Origin of the sequence: Ruania albidiflava DSM 18029 (assembly GCF_000421225.1) — a bacterium.
GTDB classification, from domain to species: Bacteria; Actinomycetota; Actinomycetes; order Actinomycetales; family Beutenbergiaceae; genus Ruania; species Ruania albidiflava.
Window position 1 is genome coordinate 22332 of record NZ_ATWL01000009.1, and the last position, 26444, is coordinate 48775.

Sequence of the window (26444 nt, forward strand, 5' to 3'; positions counted from 1 at the left end):
ATCCACGGCCGCTGGGGAGGTAGAGGGTGGCGCCCGAGGAAGAACGACCCATCGAACGATGGGCCCGCTCTCGGATGGCGGTGGGCATCCCGTCTGAGATCGAGCGACGCGTCCTCCTCGAGAGTCCGCGAGCCATGCAGCCGGATTCGCGCGAAAGATTCTGGCGCAGTGGATTGGGTGTCTTGGTCCGTATGGTTCTGATCGTCTCGGCCACTTTCGGCGCAGCGGCGGTCCTGTCCAGCCCCGAGCTGGGTTTCATGCGCCGCGGATTCGACCCGGAAGTCGCGATCCGGGTCTCTGCAGTGTGCTTCGCACTATCGGTCGTCTTTGTTCTCGCGCTGCTCGCCGAATGGTGGCAGACAGGTCGCGAACGGCCACGCGGTGCATTCGGTGTTGCCCTGATCGTCCTCCTACCAGCGGCGGTGACCCTGCTGGTGGTGCATCGCCAGACGGCGGTCGTCCCGTGGGCGTGGATGGCACCCGCTTGGCTGGCAGCGATTCTCTCTGTCGTGCTGCTCCTGGTTCTCGTCGTAGCGTCGCATCCTGTTGTCGAGGCCGCCGATGCTCCCGTGCTTGACGTCGCCACGTTGACACCGGGTGAGATCGAGGAGCTGTTGGCGATCCGGGAACAGACGTTACGCTTCTTGGCGGACCGGGAAAGGCTCGCCCCTGGTGTCGTTGAGCAGGCACGGCACGTTCCGCTGGGGCAACTGGACACGTTGGACGCCCGACAGTGACTGGATGGAGAAGATGGGCAGGAAGGTCCTGGTTCGTCTGACGGCCGTCAGACGAACCGACCTGATGGTTCTCCTGGCGGTGACCACTGAGGATCCGAACGTCGCTGCCACGTGCCACGGTATGACGCAGATCGCCTTTGTGGTCGCCCTGGCCGTGCCGTTGACGGTGCGGGCAGCGTGGGCTCAGACCACGTCAAGCGCGGTCTCGGGGACGAGAAGGACATAGACACGGTGGAGATGACCACGATGCCGCTGGGGACATGGGGCGACCTGGACCAGTGCCCCGAGGGCTGAGAACGCGTCGAGTGCCACCGGACCGCTATCTGGCTCGTAGACTCACACCTGGTTGCAGCGATCGGCGAGGAGAGGTTGACCGTGCCACGACGGGGGCGCCGGGCGGGACTGCTCGGCTGCGCACTGGCCACGATGCTGACGCTCGCCGCTTGCGCCACGCCGCTGCCGAACTCTGTGGTTGCCGGGTCGAGCACCACCATCGGCTGGACCCACCGGCTCACGTCCACGAACGCGGCCAGCACCGAGGGAGCGACCGACGGCAACCTGGGCGTCGCAGCCCTCACCCGCGGCCACTTCGCTGTGGCAGTGGACGGGGCCGCAGTGATCGACGAGAGCTTCGGTACCGCCACCGTTACCAACCCGGAGACGTTCACAGTCCGCTACGACCTGGCCGAGCCGACCTGGTCCGACGGCATCCCGGTCGATGCGGCCGACCTGATGCTCGCCTGGGCCGCCGGTTCCAACGCACTCACCGAGAGGCAGGAGGGCGCAGCTGACAAGGGTACCGATGATGTCGACAACGCTGACGACGATCCGGCACCGCGGTTCGAGTCCGTGCCGACTGGACTGCGCGACAGCGAGCAGATCAGCGACTACGACGAGTTCGGCCGGTGGATCGACGTCCGCTTCGCCCACCCGGTGATCGACTGGCAGACCGCACTGGACGTGGCCGTCCCTGCGCACGTGGCCGGCGAGCTCGCGTTCGGCATCGAGGACCCGATGGAGGCCAAGCAAGCGATCATCGATGCGATCACAGAGCGCGACACCGAGGCGCTAGCCGCGCTCGCCGAGGCCTGGAACACCGGCTTCGTGCTGCCTTCAGGGGACGGCAGCAACATCCCGGAGGACCTGCTGCTGTCCAACGGCCCGTACCGGATCACCCAGGTGGACCAACGACGCACCGATGCTCAGGTGGTCACCTTGGAGGTGAACCGGGAGTTCACCGGCCACGCCCAGCCCGAGGTGGAACGGGTCGACCTGGCCGAGACGCCGGCGGGCGACCTGCTCACCCAGGTGGGAACCTCACTGAACGCGGTCGCGGTCGCCCCGACAGCGGACAACCGGACCCGGGTCCGCGATCTGGAGCGGATTGACTACGGCGTCAGCAACGCCCATGACGGGACGATGTGGGCACTGATCCTGCGGAGCGACCGTGGTGAGCTGTCCTGGCACAATGCCCGCCAGGCCTTCCTGCGGGCGGTGCCGCGGGACGAGGTGTTGACGGCAGCGGCTGGTCAGTGGCGCGGCGTCTACCCCTCCACCGACGCGATGCTGTTCCCACCCGGGGGAGAGGGGTACGACATCGCGCGGGAGGATGCAGGTCTGCGGACGCTGCTGGACGGCGGTCCCGGTGATGCTGCCGAGGAACGAGAAGCCATCGGTGTGGACGAGGGCGCGCAGGTGTGCGTGCTGTACGACACCACCGACCCGTTCGCCTCCGCGGTCTACTCGGGGCTGCGCACCGGGGTGGCTGAGGCTGGCTGGGAGGTCTGCGACTGCGGCACGGACGACGTCTCTGCTGCTATCGAGGAAGACACTCGTTGGCAGGCGATCATCACCCGCGTGCCGATCCCGCAGACGCCGGCGCAGATCCGCTGGCAGTGGGGCAGCGACGGACGGGCCAACCTCAGCGTCGCTCAGAACAGCGACCGGGATGCGCTGATCGAGGACCTGGCCCGCGCCGCCGACCAGTACGAGGCGCGCGACCTGCGGGTCCAGATCGAGGCCACGATCGTCGAGGATGCGGTGGCGCTGCCGCTGGCCACCCAGCCGGTGCTCGCCATCAGCGACCGGTCGATCGACGGGGTGGAGCTGCGGCCCGGCGGGGTGGCCTCACTGACCTCCGGTGTGCCGGACTGGACGGTCGCCGAGGGCTGAACAAGCGTTGAGGAGCGCGAGGATCTCGCCGCGAGGTCTCGAGCTGGTCACGATGAGATTTCATTGCGATCACAACGAGATCACGCTTTGGTATCGACGATCGGTCATGGAGAGCTGATGGGTAGTTCTCCCCATCGGACACCTCCCAAGGGGTGATTCCCAGAAAACGGCAGTAGTCTCGGGCTTCATGGGCAGGCATGAGACCGACCGCGGACGCTTGTACGGCGCCGCCGTCCAGAGCCAGATGTTGACCGCTACAGCGCCAGGTGGCCCCGTCACCGCACCTGGTGCTGCCGACAATGCGCGCGACCGGATCCGGGATGCTGCGATCGAGTCGTTCGCCTACGAAGGATTCGATGTGGGTATGCGGGCGATTGCCGCTCGCGCCGGTGTCACCGCCGGGCTCATCACGCACTACTACCGGTCCAAGGCGCGCCTGCGCCAGGAGTGCGACGAGTACATGCTGCAGTACTCCGCCTCCCGTCTGCCGAGCAGCCTTGAGAAGACCAGCGTGGAGGAGACGCTCACCGGTGACCTGGAGCTCCTCACCCAAGCCGTGCACTACACCATCCGCAGCCTGCGTGAGGGTGGGCTGTACTGCGACACCTTCCTGAAGTTCACCCTGGAGAACACCCGGGAGCGGATCGACGCCGGGATCGCTGCCGGCACCCTGCAGCCCAGCGACGACGAGGACGCCCGGGCCCGCGTGGTGCTGCGGCACTGCCTCGGTGCTGCGCTGATCGACTTCGCCCTGGACGCGCCCCGTAGCCCGGAGGAGACGGTGACCTTCCTCCGTGAGTTCTGGGGCCATCTGATGGAGCCGATGCTGCAGCTGACCAACGGCCGGTCCTTCCGGACCGTCTCCGGTGCCGGTGGATTCCTCCAGCGCGCCGGGTTTTGCCTCCCAGAGCTGATCCGCACTACCCGCCCGACGGCGTAGCACCCCCTGGTGCTGCGCCGTCGCCGTGCGTGGGGGGGATGGCCAGGTGAGGCGATCTCGTCCCGGGGAGTGCCGCCGTCGTGCAGTCAGAGGCGGGCGAAGCGCTGCACGAACGTGCGCAGCACCCCGGGCGCGTGCGAGACGTCGGCCCGGCGTGCGTCCGAGGCGACCGCCTCGGCCTGCTCCGGCGGGAAGTAGCCGTGCCGGTCGTAGACCCCGATCCGGGTGATCAGGCCATCGGCGTCCAGCTCGGGGTGGAACTGGGTGGCGTACACGTTCTGGCCCACCCGGAACATCTGCACCGGGCAGCGGGCGGAGGTGGCCAGCAGCACCGCATCCTCGGGCAGCACCCGGCAGGCCTCCTTGTGCCCCACGAAGGCGTGGAAGGTCTCCGGCAGCCCCGCCAGCAGCGGGTCCGCTCGCCCGGCATCCGTCTGCTCGATCAGCACAGCCCCGACCGGTTCACCGTAGGTGGTGTCGATGATCCCGCCCCGGTGTGCTCCCAGGGAAGCGATCCCGTAGCAGGCGCCGAGGAACGGGAAGTCCCGGTGCACGATCTGGTCCAGCAGCGCGGTCAGCTCATTCTCCACGCGCCGCTGCACCGGCGACTTCGACTCCACCGGGTCGCTGGAGTTGAACGGGCTACCGCCCACGATCACCCCGGAGTAGTCCGCCAGCGTGAGCTCCGGCAGCGGGCCGGCCTCCATCCGCACCCGCTGCAGCTGGCCCTCGGTCAGCCCGCCGTACCGCAGGAATGCCTCGTACTCGGTGTCGGCCGCAGCGTCCTCGGCGCGGCTGGCCAGCAGCAGGAACGGCTTCACGATCGCCGGTTCAGCTAATCCAGAACACGGCTGCGAACATCGCCGACCAGCCCAGCAGCGTGATTCCCCCGATCGCCACCGCCGCTTCCGCCAGGCCGCGGCCACGCAGCCGGTGGTTCGCGGTCTGGCGCAGGGCGACGATGCCCAGGACCACCGCCGCCAGAGCCGGGACGAACGTGATCACCCCGAGCAGCGCGCACACCAGGGCGATGGTGGCTGCGGCGCTGGAGCGCGGCGCCGGGGTGAAGTACCCGGGACCGGCGAACGTCACCGCAGGATCTGGCATCGGTAGCGTGTAGGAGTTGTCGTACGGGGAGCGGCCGGCCGGGTGGCTCACCTCAGCCCTCCTCGGCGCTCGGGCTGGCGGTGGACAGCGGGGTGCAGTCCGTGGCTGCCGGGATGGGGGCCTCGGGGTCGATCGAGATCTCGTCGCTGGAGCGGAGCGCCTCGAAGTTCGCACCGAGGACCACGTCCAGCGTGGCCCCGCCTCGGGAGTCGGTCTGGATCGTCGCGTTGTCGAACAGCTCGGCGATGGTGAACGCGGCCGGCAGACCGTCCGCACCGGTCACGATCTCCACGGTGCCCGCATAGGGGGCCTCCGAGTTGGACTGCTCCGCCACGGTCACCCCGTGGTTGGTGAGCGCATCGGAGGTGGACGCGGCCAGGCCGACGCGGCTGGTGCCGTTGAGGACGTTCACCGTGATGTCCTCCAACGCCACGAACGTGGCATCCTCTGGCGGGCACGGGACAGTGGCTTCCGAGGCGGTCGGTTCCGGGGAGTTGATCGGCACGCTGAACGGGCTGGGCAGGATGCCCACCCACATCGCCCCGGAGGCCAGGCCGACCACCAGCATCGCCGCGATCAGGGTGCCGAAGATGACCGTCTGGCGTTGCTGGAGGTGCCGGCGCCGGGCTGCGCGGGCACGGGCGCGGGACTGCTGCGTGCTCACGTGCTGAACCTACACGTCTGGTGTTGCGGGAAGGTCACAGCTCGAGCACCCGCGCGTGCAGCAGGTTGCGCTGCTGCAGAGCTGCGCGCAGTGCGCGGTGCAGCCCGTCCTCCAGGTAGAGATGACCACGCCAGGCGACCACGTGCGCGAACAGGTCGCCGTAGAAGGTGGAGTCCTCCGACAGCAGGCTGCGCAGGTCCAACGTGGACTTGGTGGTGACCAGCTCGTCCAGGCGCACCTGGCGTGGCGGCACCTCTGCCCACTGCTTGGGGGTGCGCAGCCCGTGGTCGGGGTAGGGACGCCCATCGCCCACGGACTTGAAGATCACGCAGTCGATCCTAGGTGAGAACAAGGGCGCGCGGCGTCATCCTCGCGGGGGACTTGCCGGTGACGGGACCTCTCTGACCACCCGGGCCGGCGAACCCATCACCACGGCACCCGCGGGGACGTCCTTGGTGACCACCGACGCCGCCGCAACCACCGCATCGTCACCGATCCTCACCCCGGGCAGGATGGTCACGTTCGCCCCGACCCAGACGTTGCGGCCCAGCACGATGGCTGCCGGCAGCAGGTCGGCGCGCCGGGTGGGGTCCAGGTGATGGTTCAGCGTGGCGAAGACCGTGTTGTGGCCGATCAGACAGTCGTCACCGATCCGCACCCCGCCCTGGTCCTGGAACCGGCACCCGGAGTTGATGAACACCCGCTGACCGATCCGGAGGTTCCTGCCGAAGTCGGAGGTCAGGGGCGGGAACACGGTGACCGACTCCGCGATGGTGGTGCCCGTCAGCTGTGCGAGCAGGTCGCGGACCTGGGCCTGGTCGTGGTAGCCGCCGTTGAGCTCGCCGGTGAGGCGCAGCGCGTCCTGGCTGACCCGGTGCATCACCTCGTGCAGCGGGGAACCGCCAGGAATGGTCTGGCCGTCGTCGAGGGCGGTGAGGAGATCGTGCAGGTCTGGCATCGGTGCCTCCGTTCGGTCGGTCAGGGCTGTGCGTGCGGTCGGTCAGGGCTGGAGGTTCGGCCGATCAGGGCTGGAGGAGGACCTTGATGGCCTGGCGCTGGTCCATGGCTGCGTACGCCTCGGCCGCCTGTTCCAGCGGCAGGGTGCGGTCGAAGACCTTGCCCGGCTCGATCGTGCGGTCCCAGATCAGGTCGATGAGCTCCGGCAGGAACCGCCGCACCGGCGCGGGGCCACCGTGCAGGTGGACCAGGGAGAAGAACAGCTCGCCGCCCGGCAGCTGTACGTCGTGCGAGACGCCGACGTACCCCACGTGACCACCCGGACGGGTGGAGCGGATCGCCTGCATCATCGACTCCTGGGTCGCGACCGCCTCGATCACGCTGTGCGCGCCGAGCCCGCCGGTCAGCTCCTTCACCTTCGCGACGCCGGCCTCGCCACGCTCGGTGACGATGTGCGTGGCGCCGAACTCTCGCGCGAGCCGTTGCCGGTCCTGGTGGCGGCTCATCGCGATGATGGTCTCGGCACCCAGCTGCCGGGCGGCCAGCACACCCATCAGTCCGACGGCGCCGTCACCCACCACTGCGACCGTCTTGCCGGGGCCTGCCTCGGCGGCGACCGCGGCGAACCAGCCGGTGCCCAGCACGTCGGACGCGGCGAGCAGGGAGGGGACCAGGTCCGGGTCGGGGACCCCCGGGGTGCGCACCAGGGTGCCGTCAGCGTGCGGGATCCGGGCGTACTCGGCTTGTGTGCCGATCGCACCATCGACAAAGACGGCGTTCACGCACCGGGACTGGTAGCCGGCGGCGCAGATCTCGCAGGTGTTGTCGGAGATCACGAAGGAGCCGACCACCCAGTCACCGGGAGCGACAGTCGTGACCTGCTCGCCCACCTGCTCCACCACACCGACGTACTCGTGACCCATCAGCTGGCCATCCGGGGTGTCCGTGCCACGATAGGGCCACAGGTCGGAGCCGCAGACGCAGGCGGCCACGACCCGGATCACCGCATCGGTCGGGTCCTCGATCCGCGGATCCTCCCGCTCCTCGACCCGCACATCACCGGGAGCATGCATCACAACACCGCGCATCGGTCTTCCTCTCCTGGGTTGGTGGCTGCGCTCGCAGCCTGGGCGGCGGTCCGGGGGACAGCCACCTGCCGCCGCGTTCCATGATGCTCGGGTGGTCGGCGGCGTGGGAGAGCCTGATGATGGGGGTACCGGGAGGGACTCCCTCGCGCGCGGGCCCCAGACCTAGCCTGAGCAGCGAGCAAAACGCCACCGGCCGAGTACGCCGGACTGCGGAGCAGGGCCGGACCGAGGAGGAGCGATGGACAACCGGGCAGAGGTCCGCGAGTTCCTGACCTCGCGGCGTGCTCGGATCACGCCGGGCCAGGTGGGGCTGCCGCAGGGAGGCAACCGCCGTGTTGCGGGGCTGCGGCGCAGCGAGGTCGCCACCTTGGCTGGTGTGAGTGTGGAGTACTACACCAAGCTGGAACGTGGATCGATCCGCGGTGCCTCGCCGGAGGTGCTGGATGCGGTAGCCCGGGCGCTGCACCTGGACGAGGCCGAACGTGCGCACCTGTTCGACCTCGCCCACGCTGCCTCTCCGGTGGCGCGACCACCTCGCCGACGCAGCCCGCGGTCCTGGCAGCCGCACCGGAGCCTGCAGTGGACCCTCGACGCCGTCACGTCCGGCCCGGCCTTCGTGCGCAACGGCCGCATGGACCTGCTGGCCACCAACAGCCTGGCCCGGGCGTTCTACTGCGACACCTTCGACATGCCTGGCCAGCCGCCCAACATCGCCCGGTTCACCTTCCTGGACGAACGTGCTGATCAGTTCTATCCGGACTGGGAGAAGTTCGCCGATGTCACCGTGGCGATCCTGCGCACGGAGGCCGGTCGGGACCCGCACAACAAGGACCTGCACGACCTGATCGGGGAGCTGTCCACCCGCAGCGCCGAGTTCCGCAGACGCTGGGGAGCCCACGACGTGCGCCACCACGGCACCGGGTTCAAGACCTTCCACCACCCGGTCGTCGGTGAGCTGACACTGGCCTACGAGGGGTTGGCGATGGACGCGGAACCCGGGCTCACGCTCACCATCTACGCTGCCGAACCGGCCTCGCCGTCGGCTGAGCGGATGCAGCTGCTCGCCTCCTGGGCGGCCAGCGAGTACGGCCAGGACCGGCTGTCCGAGGAAGCTCAGGGAGCGGGACGCGAAGCGCGCTCAGGCCGTGAGGGGCTTCCTTGAGGGTGCCGTGCCCGAGGTCGCTGCGATGTTCCGTCCGCTGCCTGCCGAACGGTGCGGATCACCAGGCGAAGAGGCGGCACGACCTCGCGTGATCTGCCTGGTCGCACGAGGTCATGCGCCCGACTGGCGGAGGATGGGGGATTCGAACCCCCGAGGGCTTGCACCCAACACGCTTTCCAAGCGTGCGCCATAGGCCACTAGGCGAATCCTCCTGTGCTCGATGTGAGCAGTGAACAGGGTACCCGACGTCCAGGCCGCGGAGCGAACCGCCCGTGCCAGGAGCGGGCCTGAGCATGAGCGCGCAGTTGCGCCGTCGCCTCATCGACCTGCGCGGTGACTGGCCAGCCGCGAGGCGATGAACGGAAACACCAGCACAGTGACGGCGCCGCCGGTGACCATCGTGGCGGCTGTCGTGGTGGTGATGAGCGCCGAGGATGCGGCGATCTGGGTGACCGCCACGATGATCGGCAGACCGGTCGCCGAGTACAGGCCCAGGGCTACCTCCTGCCGTCTGTCGACCAGACCAGAGCCCGTCTGCGTGCCCAGCTCGGCCACGGTGACCGGCAGTCCGCGCACCAGGGTGATCATCATGACGAAGCCGACCAGCACTGGCCACTGGGCGAGCACGGCAGCGACGTCGATGCCCATCCCGCTGGTGACGAAGAACACGGGGATCAGCAGGCTGAACCCCACGATCTCGACCTTGTGCATGGTCTCCGCGGCCTGTCCAGCCGAGATTGCCTGGAGCATCGAGTTCAGCAGCAGGCCAGCAGTGAAGGCGCCCAGCGCCACGTCCAGCTCGAGCACGGCGGTGAGCAGCATCAGGGTGATCAGCACCCACACGCTGACCCGCAGCGTGGTCTGCATCGTGGAGTTCGCTGCCGCCCCGAACGCTCGTCCCAGCAGCGGGATCCGCCGGTAGATCCGGGCCGGGATGGCGACGGTGACCACCGCTGCGATCGCGAAGAGCACCAGCACGAGGGCTGCCTGCCAGGTGCCGCGAGTGGACAGCAGCAAGGACATCGCCACGATCGGCAGCAGCTCGCCACAGGCGCCGTGGACCATGGTGGCCCGGCCCAGCGGAGTGGTCATGATGCCCGCATCCTTGAGGATCGGCAGCAGCGTGCCGAGCGCAGTCGAGGTCGAGGCGATGCCCAGCACCACGGCCACCTGCCAGTCACCCTGGACCAGCAGGAAGCCCGCCCCCGTGCCCAACAGCGCGCAGACCAGCCACGTCCGTGCGGCCCGCCGTCCCTGCTGGCCACGCAGGTCTGCAGTGTTCACCTCGAACCCGGCGAGAAGGAAGAGGAAGCCCATCCCCAGCTCGCGGAGGAATCCGACCGGTTCGGTCTGCTCGGCAAGCCCGAGCGCATGGGGACCGATGAGAGCACCGAGTGCGAGCAGCCAGACGACATCGGGGATCGTGCGCCTGGTCGCAAGCGCCAGCACCGGGGCAAGCAGCGCCGCCAGGGCGATCCACCACATGGACAGCAGGCTTTCGACGAGAAGCTGCGCTTCCACCATGGCCCTCCTCCAGCCGTCCGGCGCCCGGCGTTACGTCCTGCCAGCAGGCCTGTCGTCTGCCCGCCTCGCGTCCTCACCCCAGCGGCCCAGAGTCTAGAGCGCAGGCGTCGTGCCGGCCGCCGGCGGGCAGCACCGGCCGCCGCTGCCGGACTTCCGGGCCGGCGACGCTCGTGGCCAGCACCGCGGCAGGGCAGGTAGACTCTTCGGCAGACCCCTCGTGCGGCGTCAACTCACTGAACTCCCCCAGGGCCGGAAGGCAGCAAGGGCAGGTGGGCTCTGGCGGGTGCGCGAGGGGTCGTCTCGTTGCCGGCGGTGCGTGCTCCCGGGACTGGCCCTGGTCCTGGGCGACGAGCGGGTGCACGATCCGAGTGCGGGCTGTCGCGATGCCCACAGGTGGCTGCGCGATGTCAGCGGCGCCGCCTATTGTGGACGGGGTGAGCACCGCCCTGTATCGCCGCTACCGGCCAGAGACGTTCGCCGACGTGATCGGCCAGGAACACGTCACCGGACCGCTGATGGCCGCACTGGACAACGGACGGGTCACCCACGCGTACCTGTTCTCCGGACCGCGCGGCTGCGGCAAGACCACCTCCGCCCGGATCTTCGCCCGCTGCCTGAACTGCGCGCAGGGCCCGACCTCCACCCCGTGCGGCACCTGCGACAGCTGTGTGGAGCTGGCCCGCGGCGGGGCCGGTTCGATCGACGTGGTGGAGATGGACGCCGCCTCCCACGGCGGCGTGGACGATGCCCGAGAGCTGCGCGAGCGGGCGGCGTTCGCCCCCGCTCGGGACCGGTACAAGGTATTCATCATCGACGAGGCGCACATGGTCTCCACGCAGGGCTTCAACGCGCTGCTGAAGCTCGTGGAAGAACCCCCGCCGCACGTGAAGTTCGTCTTCGCCACCACGGAGCCGGAGAAGGTCATCGGCACCATCCGCTCCCGCACCCACCACTACCCGTTCCGCCTCGTGCCGCCCGAGCAGCTCACCGAGTACCTCTCCTCCCTCGCCGAGGCCGAAGGCATCCAGGTGGCCTCCGGTGTGCTGCCGCTGGTGGTGCGCGCCGGTGGGGGATCGGTGCGCGACAGCCTCTCCGTGCTCGACCAGCTCATCGCGGGCACCGACGACGGATCGCTGGGCTACGAACGAGCCGTCGCTCTCCTCGGGTTCACCCACGACAGCCTGCTGGACGACACTGTCGATGCCCTGGCCGCTCGCGACGGTGCGAGCCTGTTCCAGGTCGTCGACCGGGTGATCGAGTCCGGGCACGCTCCGCGGCGGTTCGTCGAGGACCTGCTCGAGCGGCTCCGGGACCTGATCGTCGTGCGAGCTGCCGGTGAGCAGGCGGCCAGCGTGCTGCGGGCGGTGCCCGTCGACCAGCTGCAGCGGATGCAGACGCAGGCCTCGCACCTGTCGCCGGCCACGCTGTCCCGCGCGGCCGACCTCGTGAACGAGGCGCTCACCGAGATGGCCGGCGCCACCTCACCGCGGTTGCAGCTGGAGCTGCTCTGCGCACGGTTGCTCCTTCCATCCGCCGACGACGGCGCAGGCGGTCTTGCTGCACGGCTCGAGTGGCTCGAGGGTGCTGTGGGCTCGGGCCAGGTTGGTAGTGGGCCGGCAGGCGCGTCCGACTCACCCGCCCAGGGCCGCCCAGCGCGGCCGGGGGCCGCGCCGACCACGCCGGACCCGTCGGGAGCCGCCCCACCGGCTGCGCCGGCGACGGGCGGCGAGACCGCCGGTCGGTCGCCGCAGCCCGCTGGCCCCGGTCCGCAGGAGGATCCGGGCCGGACGGCGGCCGGTGCTGGCACTGCCTCCGCGGCCCCGGACAGCCCGGCCGGGCAGCAACCGGAGCCGCGCTCGGAGCCGACCAGGCAGGAAGCACCGGCCCACCCACCGGCAGCTGCGCCGCCGCCCGCCGACCCGGCGACCACCGCCCAGGCCGCGGTACCGGATGCCGGGGCGCTGTCCGCGGCCGAGGTGCGGCGCCGCTGGCCCGAGGTGCTGGACACGCTGGCCCGGATCAAGCGCACCACGTGGGCGCTGATCTCCCAGGACGCCCAGATCGTGGACCTGGATGCCGCGACCTTGCGTCTGGGCTTCTCCACCTCAGGTCTGGCCTCGGCGTTCCGCACCGGTCAGCATGCCGAGTTCCTGCAGCGTGCGCTGGTGGAGACCCTCGGGCTGGATGTGCGCATCGAGCCGATCGTCGCCGACGGATCGGCCGGTGGTGGCCCGGCTGCACCCGGTGGCCCGGGCCCTGCCGGCCCCGGTGGGCCGGGCAGCGGACCGGGAACAGGTGGCCCTGGCCCAGGTGGCCCTGGGTGGAGTGGACCGCCAGCCACAGACCCACCCGGCTCCACAGGGGGCGGCGCGGCAGCAGACCCCGGGTGGGGACCGGCCGGTGGGTCGCCAGCCGCCAGCTCAGCGTGGGACGCCCCCGGTGCGGCCGCTGCCGGGAGCGCAGATCCCGAGGCTCCGCCGTCGGCTACCACGCCCGCTGCCACGCCTGCTCCGGGGAGCCCGCCGCCACCGTCCCCGACAAGCACCGCTCCCAGCGCGTCGAGCCCACCACCGTGGGACGTCGAAGAACCCGTGCCTGCCGACCCGGTCGAGGACGGTGTACCGCAGGGCTCGGCAGACGAGCACCCTCCCGCTCAGCCCACCCCGTCACCGGCGCCCAGCGCGCCCTCCCCGAGCGCGGAGCCGCCAGCATCGGTTGCCGCCCAGGCGCCCGCCCCACCCACAGCACCCCAGAGCCCGGGGACGCCCCCCGGGCCAGGCGCGCCTCCGCCGTCGAGCGCTGCCCCAGGCACCACCTCGCCACGCGAGCAGGCGCTGGCCGCCGCACGGGAGGCCCGTCGCGCCTCGCTCAGCCAGGGCACCACCATCTCCGCCCCGGAGGCCACACCAGAAGCTGAGCCGGACCTCGACCTGGACCCCAGCGACCCGGACATCGAGTCGACCGGGCTCTCCGGCGCCCCTCTGGTGGCCCGGCTGCTCGGCGGTACCGTGATCGACGAGATCCTCGAGTCCGATCAAGGGGGTGACCGGTGAACGCCTACGACGGCGTCGTCCAGGAGCTGATCGACGAACTGGGTCAGCTCCCCGGCGTCGGCCCGAAGAGTGCTCAGCGGATCGCGTTCTACATCCTCGGAGCCGACCCGGCGCAGGTCCAACGGCTGGCCACCGCTCTCACCGAGGTCAAGGCCCGGGTGCGGTTCTGCGAGACGTGCGGCAACGTCTCCGAAGAGGACCAGTGCCGGATCTGCCGCGACCCCCGTCGGGACGCCTCGCTGCTGTGTGTCGTGGAGGAACCCAAAGATGTGGTGGCCATCGAGCGCACCCGGGAGTTCCGCGGCCGCTACCACGTGCTCGGCGGCGCCATCAACCCGATCGACGGTGTCGGTCCGGACGACCTGCGCATCCGTGAGCTGATGACCCGCCTGGCGGACGGTTCGGTCACCGAGATCATCATCGCCACCGACCCGAACGTGGAGGGCGAGGCTACCGCCACCTACCTGGCCCGGATGCTCCACCCGATGGGCCTGACGGTCTCTCGTCTCGCCTCCGGGCTCCCGGTCGGGGGAGACTTGGAGTACGCAGACGAGATCACCCTCGGCCGGGCGTTCGAAGGACGGAGGAGCATCGATGCCTGACACCCCCGAGCTGGACAACGACCTGCTCGCCCTCGGGGCCGCCCTGGCTGCCGCCTCCGAGCAGTACCTGGAGACCGTCCGCAAGGTCGCCTCCGGGGACGCACCGGATGCCGCCATCCCGCTGCTGCTGCTCGCCGCCTCCGACCTCAGCGCCGCCGGTGCCCGCCTCGGTGCGATCGTCGACGTCGTGCCTGCCGAACGGTTCGAACCGGACGACGGGCCCGACGTGGACATGGAACCGCTGCGGGTCTCGCTGGCGAACGTGCTCGAAGGCATCGACGAGTACCACGAGGTGGACGACCCGCTGGTCGGGCCGCAGGTGAGCACCGAGTCGCTGAGCAACGACCTGGCCGACATCGCCCAGGCGCTCGCCGAAGGGTTGCGTCACCACCGCGCCGGGCACGCCTCCGAAGCGCTCTGGTGGTGGCAGTTCTCCTACCTTTCCGACTGGGGGGAGTCCGCCGCCAGCGCTACCCGGGTGCTGCTCGGCCTCATCGCCCACCTGCGGCTGGACGTGGACGACGAGGTCGCCGCCGAGGCCGAGTTCGACGCGCTGCACTCCGCCGACTGAGCCTGCGGTCTGCTGGGCGGCCAAGGCCTGCCGCACCGTCGTGGCCTGTTCGTGCGCCTGGGACCTGCGGCACGGCCGTACCGTTCGGCGCCGCTGTGCCTGAGGTGGTAGTACTGCGCTGTGCCCGACCCCACCCTGCTCGCCGAGCACACCCTCGCGCTGCCGGCCTCCGCCGGTCTTGAGGTCAGTGTCTGGACCCTGGTGCTGCTCGCCCTGGCGGGCCTGACGGCTGGGTTCGTGGACGCCGTGGTCGGCGGCGGCGGGCTGATCCAGCTGCCGACCCTGCTGCTCGTGCCCGGCATCAGCCCCGTGCAGGCGCTGGCCACGAACAAGCTCGGCTCGATCCTGGGCACCTCTACCAGCTCCCTGACCTACTACCGACGCATCCAGCCGGACCTGCGGACCGCGGCGCCGATGGCTCTGGTGGCACTCCTCGCTGCGATCGGTGGCGCCGCGCTGGCCTCCTCGCTGCCGGCCTCCGCGCTGCAGCCGATCATCATCACGGCCCTGGTGCTGGTGGCGGTGTACGTGCTGGTCAAGCCGAAGGTCGGGGCGACCACGGAGCTGCGCTGGCGCGGGAACCGGCACTACGGCACCGCGACGGCGCTCGGTGCGGTGATCGGTCTCTACGACGGGCTGCTCGGCCCGGGTACCGGCAGCTTCCTGGTGATCGCGCTGGTGAGCGTGCTCGGGTATGCGTTCCTGCCGGCCTCGGCGCTGGCGAAGATCGTGAACTTCGCCACCAACCTGGGCGCCCTGGTGTTCTTCGTGCCGCACGGGGCGGTGCTGTGGGGGATCGGGCTCGTGCTCGGGCTGGCGAACATCGCCGGCGCCTACCTCGGCGCCCGCACGGCAGTGGCCCGCGGCAGCCGGTTCGTGCGGGTGGCGTTCGTGCTGGTGGTGAGCGTGCTCATCGTCCGGCTGGTCGGGGACGTGCTGCGGGGCGGGTGAACAGCCGGCTCTCGCGTTGAGCGGGTGTCTGCAGCGCGAACCGGCATCTGCATTGCTGCTGGCCGTGCTGCGGATTCCGATTCGTGCTGCAGACGGGCGCACAGAGGCCCGGTTGCGCTGCTGTCCACAACCCGGGGGTGCCTCTCGTGCCTCGGCGCGGTGGGTGTGGTCCGCTGACGTGATGGCAGCTCCGAATCCTGATCCGGCTCGATCCACCCTCCTGACCCCGAGCCAGAGACCGGCCGATCCGGACCCCCTGCTGCCCAGCGACCGGCACGGCCTGATCACCAGCGCCGATGCTGCCCGCGCTGGACGGAGCGGCACGTTGAAGGCGCTCTACCGGTCCGGCGACCTCGAGAGGGTGTGGCCAGGGGTGTATCGGAGGACGTCGGCGGGTGGTGCCAGCTCACCGGCGCGACAAGCTGCCGCCGCCTATCGAGATCGCGTGCTGGCCGCGTCCCGACGACTGCGCAGGCCCGTGTTCACCTCCTGGTCGGCGGCCGCGATCCTGGGCCTGCCCATCATCGGAGACTGGCCCAGGGAGGTGTTCGTACTCTCCCGGCGGCGGTCCGGTGCGCGTGCGGGCAATGTGGTCTATGTCGCCAGCGGGGATGCGGTCCCGCAGATCTGTGTCGAGGGCATCACCGTGACCTCGGTGGAGTACACGCTGATCCAGCTGGCCCGGCACGCGCGGCTCGGTGCGGCTGTGGTGGCGGCGGACGCGGCACTGCGCCAGATGCCGTTCCCGGGTCAGCTGCCACCGATGACTTCTCTGGAGGCGATACGGGGCTGCCACGAACAGCTCCTGCCCTACCACCGCTCCAGCCGCGTGCAGGCGATGCTGCTTCGGGCGACGCACCTCTCCGGTAGCCCGCTGGAGACGGTGAGCAGACTGACGATGGAAGAGCTGGGCTTCGTGCTGCCGCGCCTCCAGGTGCGCATCCACCTCCGTGAGAGCGGCGAGAACGCCTACCTCGACTTCCACTGGGACGGGGCGATCGGGGGCGAGGCGGACGGTGATAGCAAGTACCTCGAGGACGCTGACACTGCCGAGACCTGAGCCCGCCTGGTGGCTGAGAAGAAGCGGGAGGATGAGATCCGGCGTGAGCTGCGTGCCTTTACCCGCTGGGGGTGGCGCGAAGCATGGGTGGCCGCACGGCTGGAGCGGCGGCTGCTGGCGATCGGTGTACCGCGCGACCGGCCCGCCGGCGCCCGGTTCTGGTGAAGAGTGGCAGTGGGCCCTGCCCGTCCGTCTGCACCACGATCCGCTCTCTGCTGCACGCCGAGATGTGCTGCGCATGCCGAACCAGGCAGCAGACGACCGTCTGCGCAGGTGCTGCACCGCTGTGCTCGCCGCCGCTACCTCCTCCGCCTAGTTCCCGGATCGCGGACGCCGAAGAGTCCACCCCTTGGGCCCCCTTAGAATCGAGTGTCTGATTCTCTATCCCCTACCCGGAGCGCCCGTGGCACTCATCGTCCAGAAGTTCGGTGGATCCTCTGTCGCCGATGCCGAGAGCATCAAGCGCGTCGCCAGACGGATCGCACACACCAAGGCGGAGGGAAACGACGTCGTCGTGGTCGTCTCGGCGATGGGCGACACCACCGACGAGCTGCTCGACCTCGCCGGTGACATCACTGCGACCCCGCCGCAGCGGGAGATGGACATCCTGCTCACCGCCGGCGAGCGGATCTCGATGGCTCTGCTGTCGATGGCGATCCACGAGCTGGACGTGGACGCGCAGGCGTTCACCGGTCAGCAGGCGGGGGTGATCACCGACACCTCCTACGGCAACGCCAGGATCATCGACGTCACCCCCAGCCGCATCCAGCGGACCCTGGACGACGGTGCGGTCGCGATCGTCGCCGGCTTCCAGGGCGTCACCCAGTTCACCAACGACGTCACCACGCTGGGCCGCGGCGGCTCGGACACCACCGCCGTGGCGCTCGCAGCCGGGCTCGGTGCCGCGGTCTGCGAGATCTACACCGACGTCGACGGTCTGTTCACCGCCGACCCGCGGATCGTGCCCAGCGCACAGCGCATCGACCGCATCTCTACCGAGGAGACCCTGGAGCTGGCCGCGCACGGGGCGAAGATCCTGCACCTGCGCGCTGTCGAGTACGCCCGCCGCTACCAGGTGCCCATCCACGTGCGCAGCTCGTTCTCTGACAACGAGGGCACGCTCGTGATCGACAACGACGAAGAAGGACCTATGGAACACCCGCTCATCTCCGGTGTGGCGCACGACAGCTCCCAGGCCAAGATCACCGTCGTCGGCGTCCCGGACGTCCCCGGCAGCGCCGCTCAGCTCTTCGAGGCCGTGGCCGCAGCCGGGGTGAACATCGACATGATCGTGCAGAACGTGTCGGTGCACCACTCCGGCGTCACGGACATCTCCTTCACCTTGCCGCACGAGCAGGGCGCTGCTGCCCGCACCGCACTGGAGGCGATGGCCGCCAAGCACGGCTACGCCGAGGTCAAGTACGACGACGGCGTGGGCAAGGTCTCCCTGGTCGGCGCCGGGATGCGGTCGCACCCAGGTGTGTCCGCCCGGCTGTTCTCCGCACTGTACGAGGCGGGCATCAACATCGAGATGATCTCCACCTCCGAGATCCGGATCTCCGTGGTCACCCGCAGCGAGGACCTGCCCGAGGCGGTGCGGGCCATCCACACGGCGTTCGAGCTGGACGCCACCGAGGTAGAAGCCGTGGTCTACGGCGGGACGGGGCGCTGACATGGGACTCACACTCGCCGTCGTCGGCGCCACCGGGCAGGTCGGCAAGGTGCTGCGCGACCTGCTCGCCGAGCGCGACTTCCCGCTGGAGACCATCCGCTACTTCGCCTCCGCCCGCTCCGCCGGCAAGACCCTGGACTGGCGCGGCGAGCCGGTGGTGGTCGAGGACGTGGCCACCGCCGACCTGACCGGTATCGACATCGCGCTGTTCTCCGCCGGTGGCGCTACCTCGCGGGCTCAGGCCGAGCGGTTCGCCGCGGCCGGTGCCACCGTGGTGGACAACTCTTCGGCCTGGCGGATGGACCCGGACGTGCCGCTGGTGGTCGCCGAGGTGAACCCGGAGGCGATCGGCGCGGCCCGCAAGGGCATCATCGCCAACCCGAACTGCACCACGATGGCCGCGATGCCGGCGCTGAAGGTGCTGGACGCCGAGGCCGGCCTGCAGCGGCTGATCGTCTCCACCTACCAGGCCGTCTCCGGCAGCGGGCTGGCCGGGGTGCGCGAGCTGGAGGGCCAGCTGCGGGCGGCGGTGGACCAGGACCTGACCGCGCTGGTGCGCGACGGGTCGGCTGTGTCCGTGCCGGAGCCGGAGACCTATGTGGCGCCGATCGCGAACAACGTGGTGGCCCTGGCCGGCAAGCTGGTCGACGACGGGTCCGGTGAGACCGACGAGGACCAGAAGCTGCGCAACGAGTCCCGCAAGATCCTCGGCCTGCCCGACCTGCTGGTCTCCGGCACCTGTGTACGGGTGCCGGTGTTCACCGGGCATGCGCTGAGCATCAACGCCGAGTTCGCTCGCCCGATCGACCCGGAACGGGCCCGCACGCTGCTGGAGGAGGCCCCAGGTGTGGAGCTGGCGGATGTGCCCACCCCGCTGATGGCCGCCGGTGCGGACGCCACGTTCGTGGGCCGGCTGCGGCAGGACCCGGGCGTGCCGGACGGTCGCGGCCTGGCGATGTTCGTGGTCGGCGACAACCTGCGCAAGGGTGCCGCCCTGAACACGATCCAGATCGCTGAGCTGGTGGCCGCCCAGCGTTGACGTGACCGCGGCCTACCGCACGATCTCTGGTGAGTCTGACGCCGTCGCCGAGATCGAGGTGAAGCGCTCGGTGTTCCGGGCCACGCTCGCTCGCGCCGGTTCCGAGGAGGCGGCGCGGGCGGTGATCGAGCGGGTGCGTGCGGCCGGGCCGGACGCCCGGCACCACTGCACGGCCATGGTGATCGGCCCGGAGGGGCGTCTGCAGCGCACCAACGACGACGGCGAGCCACCTGGGACTGCCGGCTCACCCATGCTCGAGGTGCTCTGCGGAGAAGGCCTCTCCGACGTGGTCGCGGTGGTCACCCGCTGGTTCGGCGGCACCTTGCTGGGCACCGGGGGACTGGTGCGCGCCTACTCCGAGGCGGTCCGGGCTGCGGTCGCTGCCGCGCGGCTGGTGCGACGTGAACCGGTGCAGTTCTTCGAGCTGTCGGTGCCGCACGCCCAGGCCGGCCGGGTGGAGCACGAGCTGCGCTCGCGCGGGCTAGAGATGCAGGTGGACTACGCCGAGCAGGCCGTGCTCCGGTTCGCAGTGGGCGTGGCTGAGGTCGACGGCGTCGACGCCCTGGTCGCCCAGGTCACCGGGGGTGCCGGGACAGCTGAGCGGGTGGAGACCGGCTGGATCGACCGCCCCCTCTAGGTTCGCCAACGCCCTGGTTCGCGGCGCCCGCCCGGCGTGTCGCCGCGAACCAGGGCATTCGCGACTAGGGGGGGTGGAGTTGTCCACAGGGGGTCTGCACCGGGCCTTCCGATGGTGTGTGCTCGAGAGATGACTTCCGACGACCTTCTCGCGGCCGCGCGGGCCACTGCTGTCGACCAGCGCGGCCTGATCAGTGCGCAGCAGTGCGCTCAGCTCGGCCTGTCCAGCGACTGGCTCACCAGCCTGGTGCGCCGAGGACAGTGGCAGCGTGTCACCCGCGGGGTCTATGACACGACGCCCGGGCAGGTGGACCGGGTAGTCGACCCGACCGCCTGGCGGTTGCGATCGGTATGGCTGAGCCTGCTCGCCTACGGACCGGACGCGATCGCCGTCGGGGGCTGCGCACTGGCGATGCATGGGGTCTGGGGACTGCCCATCGACCTCACCCCGGAAGCTGCGCTGCCACGCGCTCACTATGCGCGGTGCCGGGACGGCATCCGGCTCCGGCGCTTTGACAACGGCATGACCACGACCGTCGTCGACGGGCGCCGCGTAGCCACGATGGACTACGCGTTGGCGCAAGCGATCCCCGAGATGGCGCGGGAGACCGCCATCTGCGTGCTCGACTCCGCGCTGCACCTGGGACTGCTGCGGCGCTCCGAGCTGCGTAGGGTGCGCCACCTGGTGCGCGGGCGGCGGGGCGCCAAGCGCACCCACCCCTGGTGGGCTCTGGTCGACGGGCGGGCGCAGTCGCCGATCGAGACACGCGCCCGGCTGATCTACCACGACGTCGGGCTCCCACCGGACACGCTGCAGCTGCCGCTCCTGGGCGCCCGCGGTCAGATCGTCGGCTACGGCGACCTGGCCTGGCGGCGCCCATGGGGCGGCTGGTTGGTGGTGGAGATGGACGGCTCGGAGTATCACAGCGGCCCGGCGGCGCTGTTCCGGGACCGTGCGCGGCAGAACGAGGCTGTTGCCACGGGGGAGGTGACGATGATCCGGTACACGGGCAGCGACCTGTGGCGACCCGAGGAGATGGTCTCGACTGTACGCAGCCTGCTGCGAGCAGGTCCCCTCGCCGCCTAGTCCTCATTCGCGAACGCCCCGGTTCGCGGCGACACGCCGGGCGCGGGTCGCGAAGCAGAGCGTTCGCGGACCGGGTGGTCAGGTGTTGAGGTGGCGGGCAGCGAAGTCGAGCTCGAGGGCCATCTGCCGGACCCGCTCGTCGTCGACCATCGAGGAGTGCCCCGCCTCGTAGGTGTCCAGCTCCACGGTGCCGCCGTGCTCGCGCAGCATGCCCACGTAGTTCTCGATCTGCCGGAGCGGGCAGCGTGGATCGTTCACGCCAGCGAGGATCAGCACCGGGGCACACACCTGGCCCACATAGCTCAGCGGGGAGGACCGCCGGTAGGCGTCGGGCACCTGCGCCGGCGACCCACCGAACAAGGACCGGTCGAACGCCTTCAGCGACTCGGTCTCATCGGCGTAGGCAGCTTCGTAGTCGGCCACCGGCACCCGAGCCAAGCCCAAGGACCAGCGGTCCGGTTGGATGCCCAACCCGAGCAGCACCAGGTATCCGCCCCAGGAGGCACCGGCCAGGATCGACCGTTCCCGGTCGAGCACCCCGTCGGCGCACAGCGCCTCGTGCACAGCGGCGATGTCGGCGAGCTCGGTGTGCCCCACGTCCCCGGTGAGCGCGTCCCGCCAGGCGCTGCCGTACCCGGTCGAACCCCGATAGTTCACGCTCAGCACGGCATACCCGTGGTCCACCCACGCGGCCGCGTAGGGCGAGAAGGAGTCCGAGTCGTGCGCGCTCGGCCCACCGTGTACGTGCACCACCACCGGGTAGGGCGCACTACCGGTGGTCGGCCGGCGCAGCAGCGCATGGATGTGTCCACCGGGGCCGTCGGCCCACACGTCCTCCACCCCGACCGAGGGCGGCACCCAGTTCCCACTGAGCTGGATCAGCGGTTCACCGGTGCGCACGCTGACCACCTCCCGCGGCTCGGCCGCCGAGGAGCGCGCCACCCACACGTCCCCGTCCGGACGCGGTGTGGCACCGGAGACCGTGCCGATGGCCGACCCCACCTGCCGCACCGACCCGTCGCCCAGGTCGTAGCGATACAGCAGCGTACGCGCCTCGTAGTCGATCGCCACCAAGATCGCCCGGCAGTCTGGGTACCAGCTGGCGTCGGCCACGTCCCCGGGCAGCCCGAGGTCCAGCGGACGCAGCAGCGCGGTGGCCACGTCCCAGATCAGCAGGCGGGCGAAGCCGGTGCGCTCGTGGGTGACGAGCAACCGGGTGTCCCCGGGACGCGGTGCGAAAGCGAGCGCCCACAGACCCAGGCCAGGACCGTCGTCGAGCTCTGCCACGGGCATGCCGGTGTCGACCCGCAGCACCCGCAACGCGGGGTGGATGGAGTCGCCGAGCTCGGAGTGCTCGATCGCCACCAGGTTGCCGTCCTGGCTGAGCGCCGCGGCCTCGGCATCCTGAGGGTGCGCATACAGCAGCCGCGGATCGGTGCCGGCCGAGACCGGCCCCACGTACAGCGCATGGATCTGCGTGCCGTAGCTCTCGTCGCTGCGTCCGATGACGGCGGTGCCGTCGGCGCCGAGGAGCAGGCCCGCGTCGTAGGCGGCCGGCAGGTCGATCGGTCGCTGGGTGCGGCTGCTGGTCGGGGAGTCGAACGGCTGGCGCCGCCACACGCCGTGCTCGTTACCGTCGGTGTCGTCGAACCACCACACCCAGTCCCCGCGCGGGTCGATGAGTGCCTCGGTGGTCCCGGCAGGCCGGTCGGTGGCACGCACCATCCGCTGCTCCGAGGCGGTCCAGGAGTGCACCTGCTGCACACCGCCAGCAGTCGCGACCACTGCGGCACGGTCCGGGTTCAGGGTCGCCCAGTCGGGCAGCCCGACCCGGCGCGCCCGGAACCGGCGCTCCCAGTCCGGTGGCGGCCAGCTGGTCACTGCTGCCTGCGCATCCGCACGATCAGTGCGGTCACGCCACCGATCACGGCCAGGCCGATCACCACGAACAGAGCGATCTGCCCGCCGGAGGTGCCGTCGTCCTGGCTCGCGCCCGGATCAGCCTCGGCATCGCCCGCGTCGGAGGCGTCCGCATCAGCCTGGTCGCCTTCGGAGCCGTCAGTGCCGTTCTGGCCACTATCGGTGGAGTCCTCGGCGGCGGCCGACTCCGAGGCGCTGGCATCGTCGGTCGCCTCGTTGGTGGACTCGTCGGCGTCATCGCCGGTCCCGGCGCCCTCCAGCACAGTGAACGTGGACTCACCGTCGATCGGGTGACCGTCGGCGGACACCGCGCGCCAGCTGATGGTGTACTCCCCGGCCGTCAGGTCGGCGGCCAGTGCCCGGGAGACCTCCGGGCCTTCGATCTGGGTCTCCCCGTCGGTGGCGTCCTCCCCGTCCGGACCGGTCACCACGATGTCGGTGCCCAGGTCGGTGATGTCCTCGTTGAAGGTGAGCACGACGGCGTCGGGCACCTCCTCCAGCTCGGCGCCGTCTTCCGGGGTCGCCGAGAGCAGGGTGGAGTGCGCAGAGGCCGGGAGGGTGGTCAGCGCGGCCAGGAGCAGGGTGCCGAAGGCGGCCAGCGCGAGCAGGGGGAAGAGCCGGGCTGCCGACTTCCGGCCGCGCGTGGCAGCGGGGGAGGAGTGGGGGGCCATATGGCCAGCCTACGACCGAGCCGGCCCCCGGAGAGCCACAGCACGGGCCGCCCGCTCACCGCCCAGCCTCGTGGTGGAACACCCTTGGCGCATTCGAACCAGGTTCTAGGCGAGCTCGAATGCGCTCAGGGTGTTCCCATGCGGCTGGCGAAACAGATGCCCCGCTATCCACAGCCCCCGTCGCATCGGTCACACCGATCGCAGGGAGCGCGGTGACATAGGCCGATGACTGCATCGCTACCGACAGACGCGAACGGGCTCGTCTCGCACGCGGATGCCGTGTCGCTGGGTCGAGCGGCCGAGCTGCTGCGCCAACAGCGCACCGGGGAGGTGCGTCGGATCGGGCGCGGCGTGTACACCAGAGCGCAGCTGGAGCACGGGGCCCGGGGAGCTGCCCAGCGGTATCGCGAACGAGTGCTGGCGGCCGGCCGGCGGATGCGCGACCCGGTGTTCACCTCGTACTCGGCTGCCGCGCTGCACCGACTCCCGCTCGTGGGCAGGTGGCCGGAGGAGATCTACGTGATGTCCGACGGCCCGCACGGCCGGCGCCGGGGGGACGTCGTCAGTGTGGCCCGGCGTGCACCCCTCGGCGCAGTGCGGGTTGCCGGTCAGCGCGCCACGCCCCCGGCGTTCACCCTGGTCCAGCTGGCTCGGCATGCGCAGCTTGTGCAGGCGCTCGTAGCGGCGGATGCGGCGGCGATGGTGCCGCGGTCGCAGGGCAGGCGAGCGCTGATCACACCTGAGCAGCTCGTGGCCGAGTACGAGCGCCTGCGACCGTTTCATGGCTCCCGTCGGGTGCGTCCGGTCCTCGATCGCGTGACCACCTTGGCCGAGACCCCGCTGGAGACGCTCAGCCGGTTGGTGATCGAGCAGCTCGGGTTCGCCATGCCGGTGCTGCAGCAGCACTTCTGGCTGCCGGCTCTGGGCCGCGATGCTTACGTCGACTTCTACTGGCCGGACGTCGGGGTGATCGGTGAAGCCGATGGTCATGGCAAGTACCTCGGCGCAGGGTCTGCTGACGGTGCTGCCCAGCGCGTGATCGAGGAGAAGCAGCGCGAGGACGAGCTCCGGGAGCAGTCGAACGGATTCGCACGGTGGGGGTGGAGCGATGCCTGGCATCCTGCCCGGCTCGAGGCCATCCTGCTGCGCGCGGGCGTCCCACGCCCAGGTCCGCGGCGCGTGCTCGTCTGACCCGCAGGCCCGCCCGCCGTTGGAACACACTTAGCGCATTCGAACCCGGGTACAGGGTGGTTCGAATGCGCTAAGCGTGTTCCAATGCGGATCAAGAGAAGGGAACCACTATGCCGACCACCTTTGAGGTGCGCACTCGCCCCAGCTCTGCTGACCTGCCGCGCAGCCAGCAGCTCGCGTGGCACCTGGCCGAGCTGGCCACCACCGAGGCGCCGGTCCCCGAGGCGGTCACGGACATGGTGGTCAACCGGGTGATCGACAACGCTGCTGTGGCTACCGCCTCGCTGCTGCGGGAACCGGTGGTCGCCGCCCGCGCGCAGGCCGTCGCCCACCCCTACGCCCCAGGTGCGACGGTGTTCGGCCGCAGCAGCGACCTGCGGGTCAGCCCGGAGTGGGCCGCCTGGGCGAACGGGGTGGCGGTGCGGGAGCTGGACTTCCACGACACCTACCTGGCCGCCGACTACTCCCACCCGGGGGACAACATCCCCGCGCTGCTGGCCGTCGCCCAGCACACCGGCGCCACCGGCGCCCAGCTGGTGCGCGCGATCGCCACGGCCTACGAGGTGCAGGTGGCCCTGGTGGATGCGATCAGCCTGCACCAGCACAAGATCGACCACGTCGCCCACCTCGGCCCGAGCGCCGCCGCCGGCCTGGGCACGCTGCTCGGTCTGGACACCGAGACCACGTTCGCTGCGATCGGGCAGGCGCTGCACACCACCACCGCTACCCGGCAGTCCCGCAAGGGTCGCATCTCCACCTGGAAGGCCTACGCCCCCGCGTTCGCCGGCAAGGTCGCCATCGAAGCCGTGGACCGGGCGATGCGCGGGCAGAGCTCGCCCGAACCGATCTACGAAGGTGAGGACGGGGTGATCGCCTGGCTGCTCGGCGGTCCGGAGGCCCGTTACCAGGTGACCCTGCCCGACCCGGGCGAACCGCACGAGGGCATCCTGCGCACCTACACCAAGGAGCACTCCGCCGAGTACCAGTCGCAGGCGCTGATCGACCTGGCCCGCCGGTTGCACCGCACCCACCCGGAGCTGGCCGACCCGGCCAACGTCGCCTCGATCGTGATCCACACCAGCCACCACACCCACTACGTGATCGGCTCCGGAGCCAACGATCCACAGAAGTACGACCCGCACGCCACCCGGGAGACCCTGGATCACTCCATCCCCTACATCGTCGCGGTGGCGCTGCAGGACGGCGCCTGGCACCACGAGCGCTCCTACGCCCCCCAGCGCGCCCAGCGGCCGGACACCGTGGACCTGTGGCACAAGATCACCACCGCCGAGGACCCGGCCTGGACCCGCCGCTACCACAGCGAGGACCCAGCCGAGAAGGCGTTCGGCGGTCGGATGGAGATCACCCTGACCGACGGGCGCGCCCTGAGCGAGGAGATCGCGATGGCCGATGCCCACCCGCTGGGGGCTCGTCCGTTTGCGCGGGAGCAGTACGTGGCGAAGTTCCACTCGCTGGCCGACGGCGTTGCTGAGCCTGCGGAGGTCGCTCGCTTCCTCGAGGTGGTCGCCCGGCTAGGCGAGCTGGCCCCGGACGAGCTGTTCGGTCTCACGGTCACCGCTGCACCCGGTCTGCTCGGCCGGGTGCCCAGCCCGAAGGGGTTGTTCTGATGCGCGCCCGCC

General features: G+C 70.5%; 25 protein-coding genes, 1 tRNA gene, 1 other RNA gene and 1 pseudogene. 18 read left to right on the top strand and 10 right to left on the bottom strand.

From position 1 onward, the window contains the following. Positions 1-191: 191 nt before the first annotated feature. The 3 genes from K338_RS0111485 to K338_RS22175 all read left to right on the top strand — a co-directional run bounded on the left by K338_RS0111485 (position 192) and on the right by K338_RS22175 (position 3849). Entirely contained in the window at positions 192-737 is a 546-nt protein-coding gene (locus K338_RS0111485; RefSeq protein WP_157612371.1) for a hypothetical protein, read from the top strand. Between the two features lie 375 nt (positions 738-1112). Beyond that, on the top strand, positions 1113-2909 hold the full coding sequence (locus tag K338_RS0111495) for a periplasmic substrate-binding domain-containing protein (RefSeq protein ID WP_022918323.1): 1797 nt from the start codon (positions 1113-1115) through the stop codon (positions 2907-2909). A gap of 187 nt (positions 2910-3096) precedes the next feature. Next, positions 3097-3849 carry a TetR/AcrR family transcriptional regulator gene (locus K338_RS22175; protein WP_084481060.1) on the top strand — a complete coding sequence of 251 codons (753 nt, stop codon included), beginning with the start codon at positions 3097-3099 and terminating at the stop codon, positions 3847-3849. Between the two features lie 86 nt (positions 3850-3935). Here the strand turns inward: K338_RS22175 and K338_RS0111505 are convergent, their stop codons facing one another. The 6 genes from K338_RS0111505 to K338_RS0111530 form a co-directional block, all read right to left on the bottom strand. After that, entirely contained in the window at positions 3936-4670 is a 735-nt protein-coding gene (locus K338_RS0111505) for a glutamine amidotransferase (RefSeq protein ID WP_022918325.1), read from the bottom strand. A gap of 10 nt (positions 4671-4680) precedes the next feature. Then, positions 4681-5007 (bottom strand): DUF4190 domain-containing protein, encoded by a 327-nt coding sequence (locus K338_RS22180; RefSeq protein ID WP_022918326.1) that lies wholly within the window; start codon positions 5005-5007, stop codon positions 4681-4683. 1 nt (position 5008) lies between these two features. Then, positions 5009-5620 carry a LytR C-terminal domain-containing protein gene (locus tag K338_RS0111515; protein ID WP_022918327.1) on the bottom strand — a complete coding sequence of 204 codons (612 nt, stop codon included), beginning with the start codon at positions 5618-5620 and terminating at the stop codon, positions 5009-5011. A gap of 34 nt (positions 5621-5654) precedes the next feature. After that, complete coding sequence (locus K338_RS0111520) at positions 5655-5948, bottom strand: type II toxin-antitoxin system VapB family antitoxin (protein WP_022918328.1); 294 nt, start codon at positions 5946-5948, stop codon at positions 5655-5657. A 36-nt stretch (positions 5949-5984) separates the two neighbouring features. After that, complete coding sequence (locus K338_RS0111525; protein WP_022918329.1) at positions 5985-6578, bottom strand: DapH/DapD/GlmU-related protein; 594 nt, start codon at positions 6576-6578, stop codon at positions 5985-5987. A 64-nt stretch (positions 6579-6642) separates the two neighbouring features. Beyond that, positions 6643-7665 (bottom strand): zinc-dependent alcohol dehydrogenase family protein, encoded by a 1023-nt coding sequence (locus K338_RS0111530; RefSeq protein WP_022918330.1) that lies wholly within the window; start codon positions 7663-7665, stop codon positions 6643-6645. A 238-nt stretch (positions 7666-7903) separates the two neighbouring features. Here K338_RS0111530 and K338_RS0111535 point away from each other — a divergent pair, with 238 nt between their 5' ends. Beyond that, positions 7904-8827: a helix-turn-helix transcriptional regulator gene (locus K338_RS0111535; RefSeq protein WP_022918331.1), complete on the top strand. Its 924-nt coding sequence runs from the start codon at positions 7904-7906 to the stop codon at positions 8825-8827. Between the two features lie 124 nt (positions 8828-8951). Here K338_RS0111535 and K338_RS0111540 read toward each other — a convergent pair. Both K338_RS0111540 and K338_RS22185 read right to left on the bottom strand, forming a co-directional pair. Further along, positions 8952-9039, bottom strand: a tRNA-Ser gene (locus tag K338_RS0111540). A 106-nt stretch (positions 9040-9145) separates the two neighbouring features. Beyond that, positions 9146-10351, bottom strand: a complete 1206-nt coding sequence (locus tag K338_RS22185) for a cation:proton antiporter (protein WP_022918332.1) — start codon at positions 10349-10351, stop codon at positions 9146-9148. 206 nt (positions 10352-10557) lie between these two features. Between K338_RS22185 and ffs the strand changes: the two genes are divergently transcribed. The 12 genes and pseudogenes from ffs (at position 10558) to K338_RS24510 (ending at position 21022) form a co-directional block, all read left to right on the top strand. Continuing rightward, positions 10558-10654, top strand: an RNA gene (ffs, locus tag K338_RS25150) — signal recognition particle sRNA small type. Between the two features lie 131 nt (positions 10655-10785). Continuing rightward, entirely contained in the window at positions 10786-13404 is a 2619-nt protein-coding gene (locus K338_RS22190) for a DNA polymerase III subunit gamma and tau (protein ID WP_040653760.1), read from the top strand. Next, complete coding sequence (gene recR / locus K338_RS0111555; protein WP_022918334.1) at positions 13401-14006, top strand: recombination mediator RecR; 606 nt, start codon at positions 13401-13403, stop codon at positions 14004-14006. Before K338_RS22190 ends, recR begins: the two co-directional genes overlap by 4 nt. Beyond that, the gene (locus K338_RS0111560) at positions 13999-14577 is read left to right on the top strand and encodes a DUF5063 domain-containing protein (protein ID WP_022918335.1); all 579 of its coding nucleotides are present in this window, start codon (positions 13999-14001) and stop codon (positions 14575-14577) included. Before recR ends, K338_RS0111560 begins: the two co-directional genes overlap by 8 nt. 159 nt (positions 14578-14736) lie before the next feature. Then, entirely contained in the window at positions 14737-15528 is a 792-nt protein-coding gene (locus K338_RS0111565) for a TSUP family transporter (RefSeq protein WP_027286751.1), read from the top strand. A gap of 181 nt (positions 15529-15709) precedes the next feature. Next, positions 15710-15901, top strand: a pseudogene (locus tag K338_RS26610) (type IV toxin-antitoxin system AbiEi family antitoxin domain-containing protein); the annotation flags it as partial. Positions 15902-15973: 72 nt separating this feature from the next. Next, complete coding sequence (locus K338_RS0111570; RefSeq protein WP_245542953.1) at positions 15974-16588, top strand: hypothetical protein; 615 nt, start codon at positions 15974-15976, stop codon at positions 16586-16588. A 9-nt stretch (positions 16589-16597) separates the two neighbouring features. Next, positions 16598-16753 carry a hypothetical protein gene (locus K338_RS25565; protein ID WP_022918338.1) on the top strand — a complete coding sequence of 52 codons (156 nt, stop codon included), beginning with the start codon at positions 16598-16600 and terminating at the stop codon, positions 16751-16753. 238 nt (positions 16754-16991) lie between these two features. After that, positions 16992-18260 carry an aspartate kinase gene (locus tag K338_RS0111580; protein ID WP_022918339.1) on the top strand — a complete coding sequence of 423 codons (1269 nt, stop codon included), beginning with the start codon at positions 16992-16994 and terminating at the stop codon, positions 18258-18260. Between the two features lies 1 nt (position 18261). Next, complete coding sequence (locus K338_RS0111585; RefSeq protein WP_022918340.1) at positions 18262-19299, top strand: aspartate-semialdehyde dehydrogenase; 1038 nt, start codon at positions 18262-18264, stop codon at positions 19297-19299. 1 nt (position 19300) lies between these two features. Beyond that, positions 19301-19936: an IMPACT family protein gene (locus K338_RS22195; RefSeq protein ID WP_022918341.1), complete on the top strand. Its 636-nt coding sequence runs from the start codon at positions 19301-19303 to the stop codon at positions 19934-19936. A gap of 129 nt (positions 19937-20065) precedes the next feature. Next, positions 20066-21022 carry a type IV toxin-antitoxin system AbiEi family antitoxin domain-containing protein gene (locus K338_RS24510; RefSeq protein WP_022918342.1) on the top strand — a complete coding sequence of 319 codons (957 nt, stop codon included), beginning with the start codon at positions 20066-20068 and terminating at the stop codon, positions 21020-21022. 78 nt (positions 21023-21100) lie between these two features. Here the strand turns inward: K338_RS24510 and K338_RS0111600 are convergent, their stop codons facing one another. Together K338_RS0111600 and K338_RS22205 are read right to left on the bottom strand one after the other, a co-directional pair. Then, positions 21101-22903, bottom strand: a complete 1803-nt coding sequence (locus K338_RS0111600; RefSeq protein ID WP_022918343.1) for a prolyl oligopeptidase family serine peptidase — start codon at positions 22901-22903, stop codon at positions 21101-21103. Further along, positions 22900-23613, bottom strand: coding sequence for a copper resistance CopC family protein (locus K338_RS22205; protein WP_022918344.1), 714 nt, complete (start codon positions 23611-23613; stop codon positions 22900-22902). Before K338_RS22205 ends, K338_RS0111600 begins: the two co-directional genes overlap by 4 nt. 225 nt (positions 23614-23838) lie before the next feature. Between K338_RS22205 and K338_RS0111610 the strand changes: the two genes are divergently transcribed. Next, positions 23839-24804 (top strand): hypothetical protein, encoded by a 966-nt coding sequence (locus tag K338_RS0111610; protein WP_022918345.1) that lies wholly within the window; start codon positions 23839-23841, stop codon positions 24802-24804. A gap of 110 nt (positions 24805-24914) precedes the next feature. After that, positions 24915-26432 (top strand): MmgE/PrpD family protein, encoded by a 1518-nt coding sequence (locus K338_RS0111615; RefSeq protein WP_022918346.1) that lies wholly within the window; start codon positions 24915-24917, stop codon positions 26430-26432. The last annotated feature ends 12 nt before the right edge of the window (positions 26433-26444 follow it).

What these genes read in the sequence shown, in the direction of transcription:
- K338_RS0111530 (WP_022918330.1), bottom strand. Translation starts at nt 7,665, where the DNA reads ATGCGCGGTGTTGTGATGCATGCTCCCGGTGATGTGCGGGTCGAGGAG.
- K338_RS22205 (WP_022918344.1), bottom strand. Translation starts at nt 23,613, where the DNA reads ATGGCCCCCCACTCCTCCCCCGCTGCCACGCGCGGCCGGAAGTCGGCA.
- K338_RS24510 (WP_022918342.1), top strand. Translation starts at nt 20,066, where the DNA reads ATGACTTCCGACGACCTTCTCGCGGCCGCGCGGGCCACTGCTGTCGAC.
- K338_RS0111525 (WP_022918329.1), bottom strand. Translation starts at nt 6,578, where the DNA reads ATGCCAGACCTGCACGATCTCCTCACCGCCCTCGACGACGGCCAGACC.
- K338_RS0111485 (WP_157612371.1), top strand. Translation starts at nt 192, where the DNA reads ATGGTTCTGATCGTCTCGGCCACTTTCGGCGCAGCGGCGGTCCTGTCC.
- K338_RS22185 (WP_022918332.1), bottom strand. Translation starts at nt 10,351, where the DNA reads ATGGTGGAAGCGCAGCTTCTCGTCGAAAGCCTGCTGTCCATGTGGTGG.
- K338_RS0111560 (WP_022918335.1), top strand. Translation starts at nt 13,999, where the DNA reads ATGCCTGACACCCCCGAGCTGGACAACGACCTGCTCGCCCTCGGGGCC.
- K338_RS0111615 (WP_022918346.1), top strand. Translation starts at nt 24,915, where the DNA reads ATGCCGACCACCTTTGAGGTGCGCACTCGCCCCAGCTCTGCTGACCTG.
- K338_RS0111585 (WP_022918340.1), top strand. Translation starts at nt 18,262, where the DNA reads ATGGGACTCACACTCGCCGTCGTCGGCGCCACCGGGCAGGTCGGCAAG.
- K338_RS0111535 (WP_022918331.1), top strand. Translation starts at nt 7,904, where the DNA reads ATGGACAACCGGGCAGAGGTCCGCGAGTTCCTGACCTCGCGGCGTGCT.
- K338_RS0111610 (WP_022918345.1), top strand. Translation starts at nt 23,839, where the DNA reads ATGACTGCATCGCTACCGACAGACGCGAACGGGCTCGTCTCGCACGCG.
- K338_RS22175 (WP_084481060.1), top strand. Translation starts at nt 3,097, where the DNA reads ATGGGCAGGCATGAGACCGACCGCGGACGCTTGTACGGCGCCGCCGTC.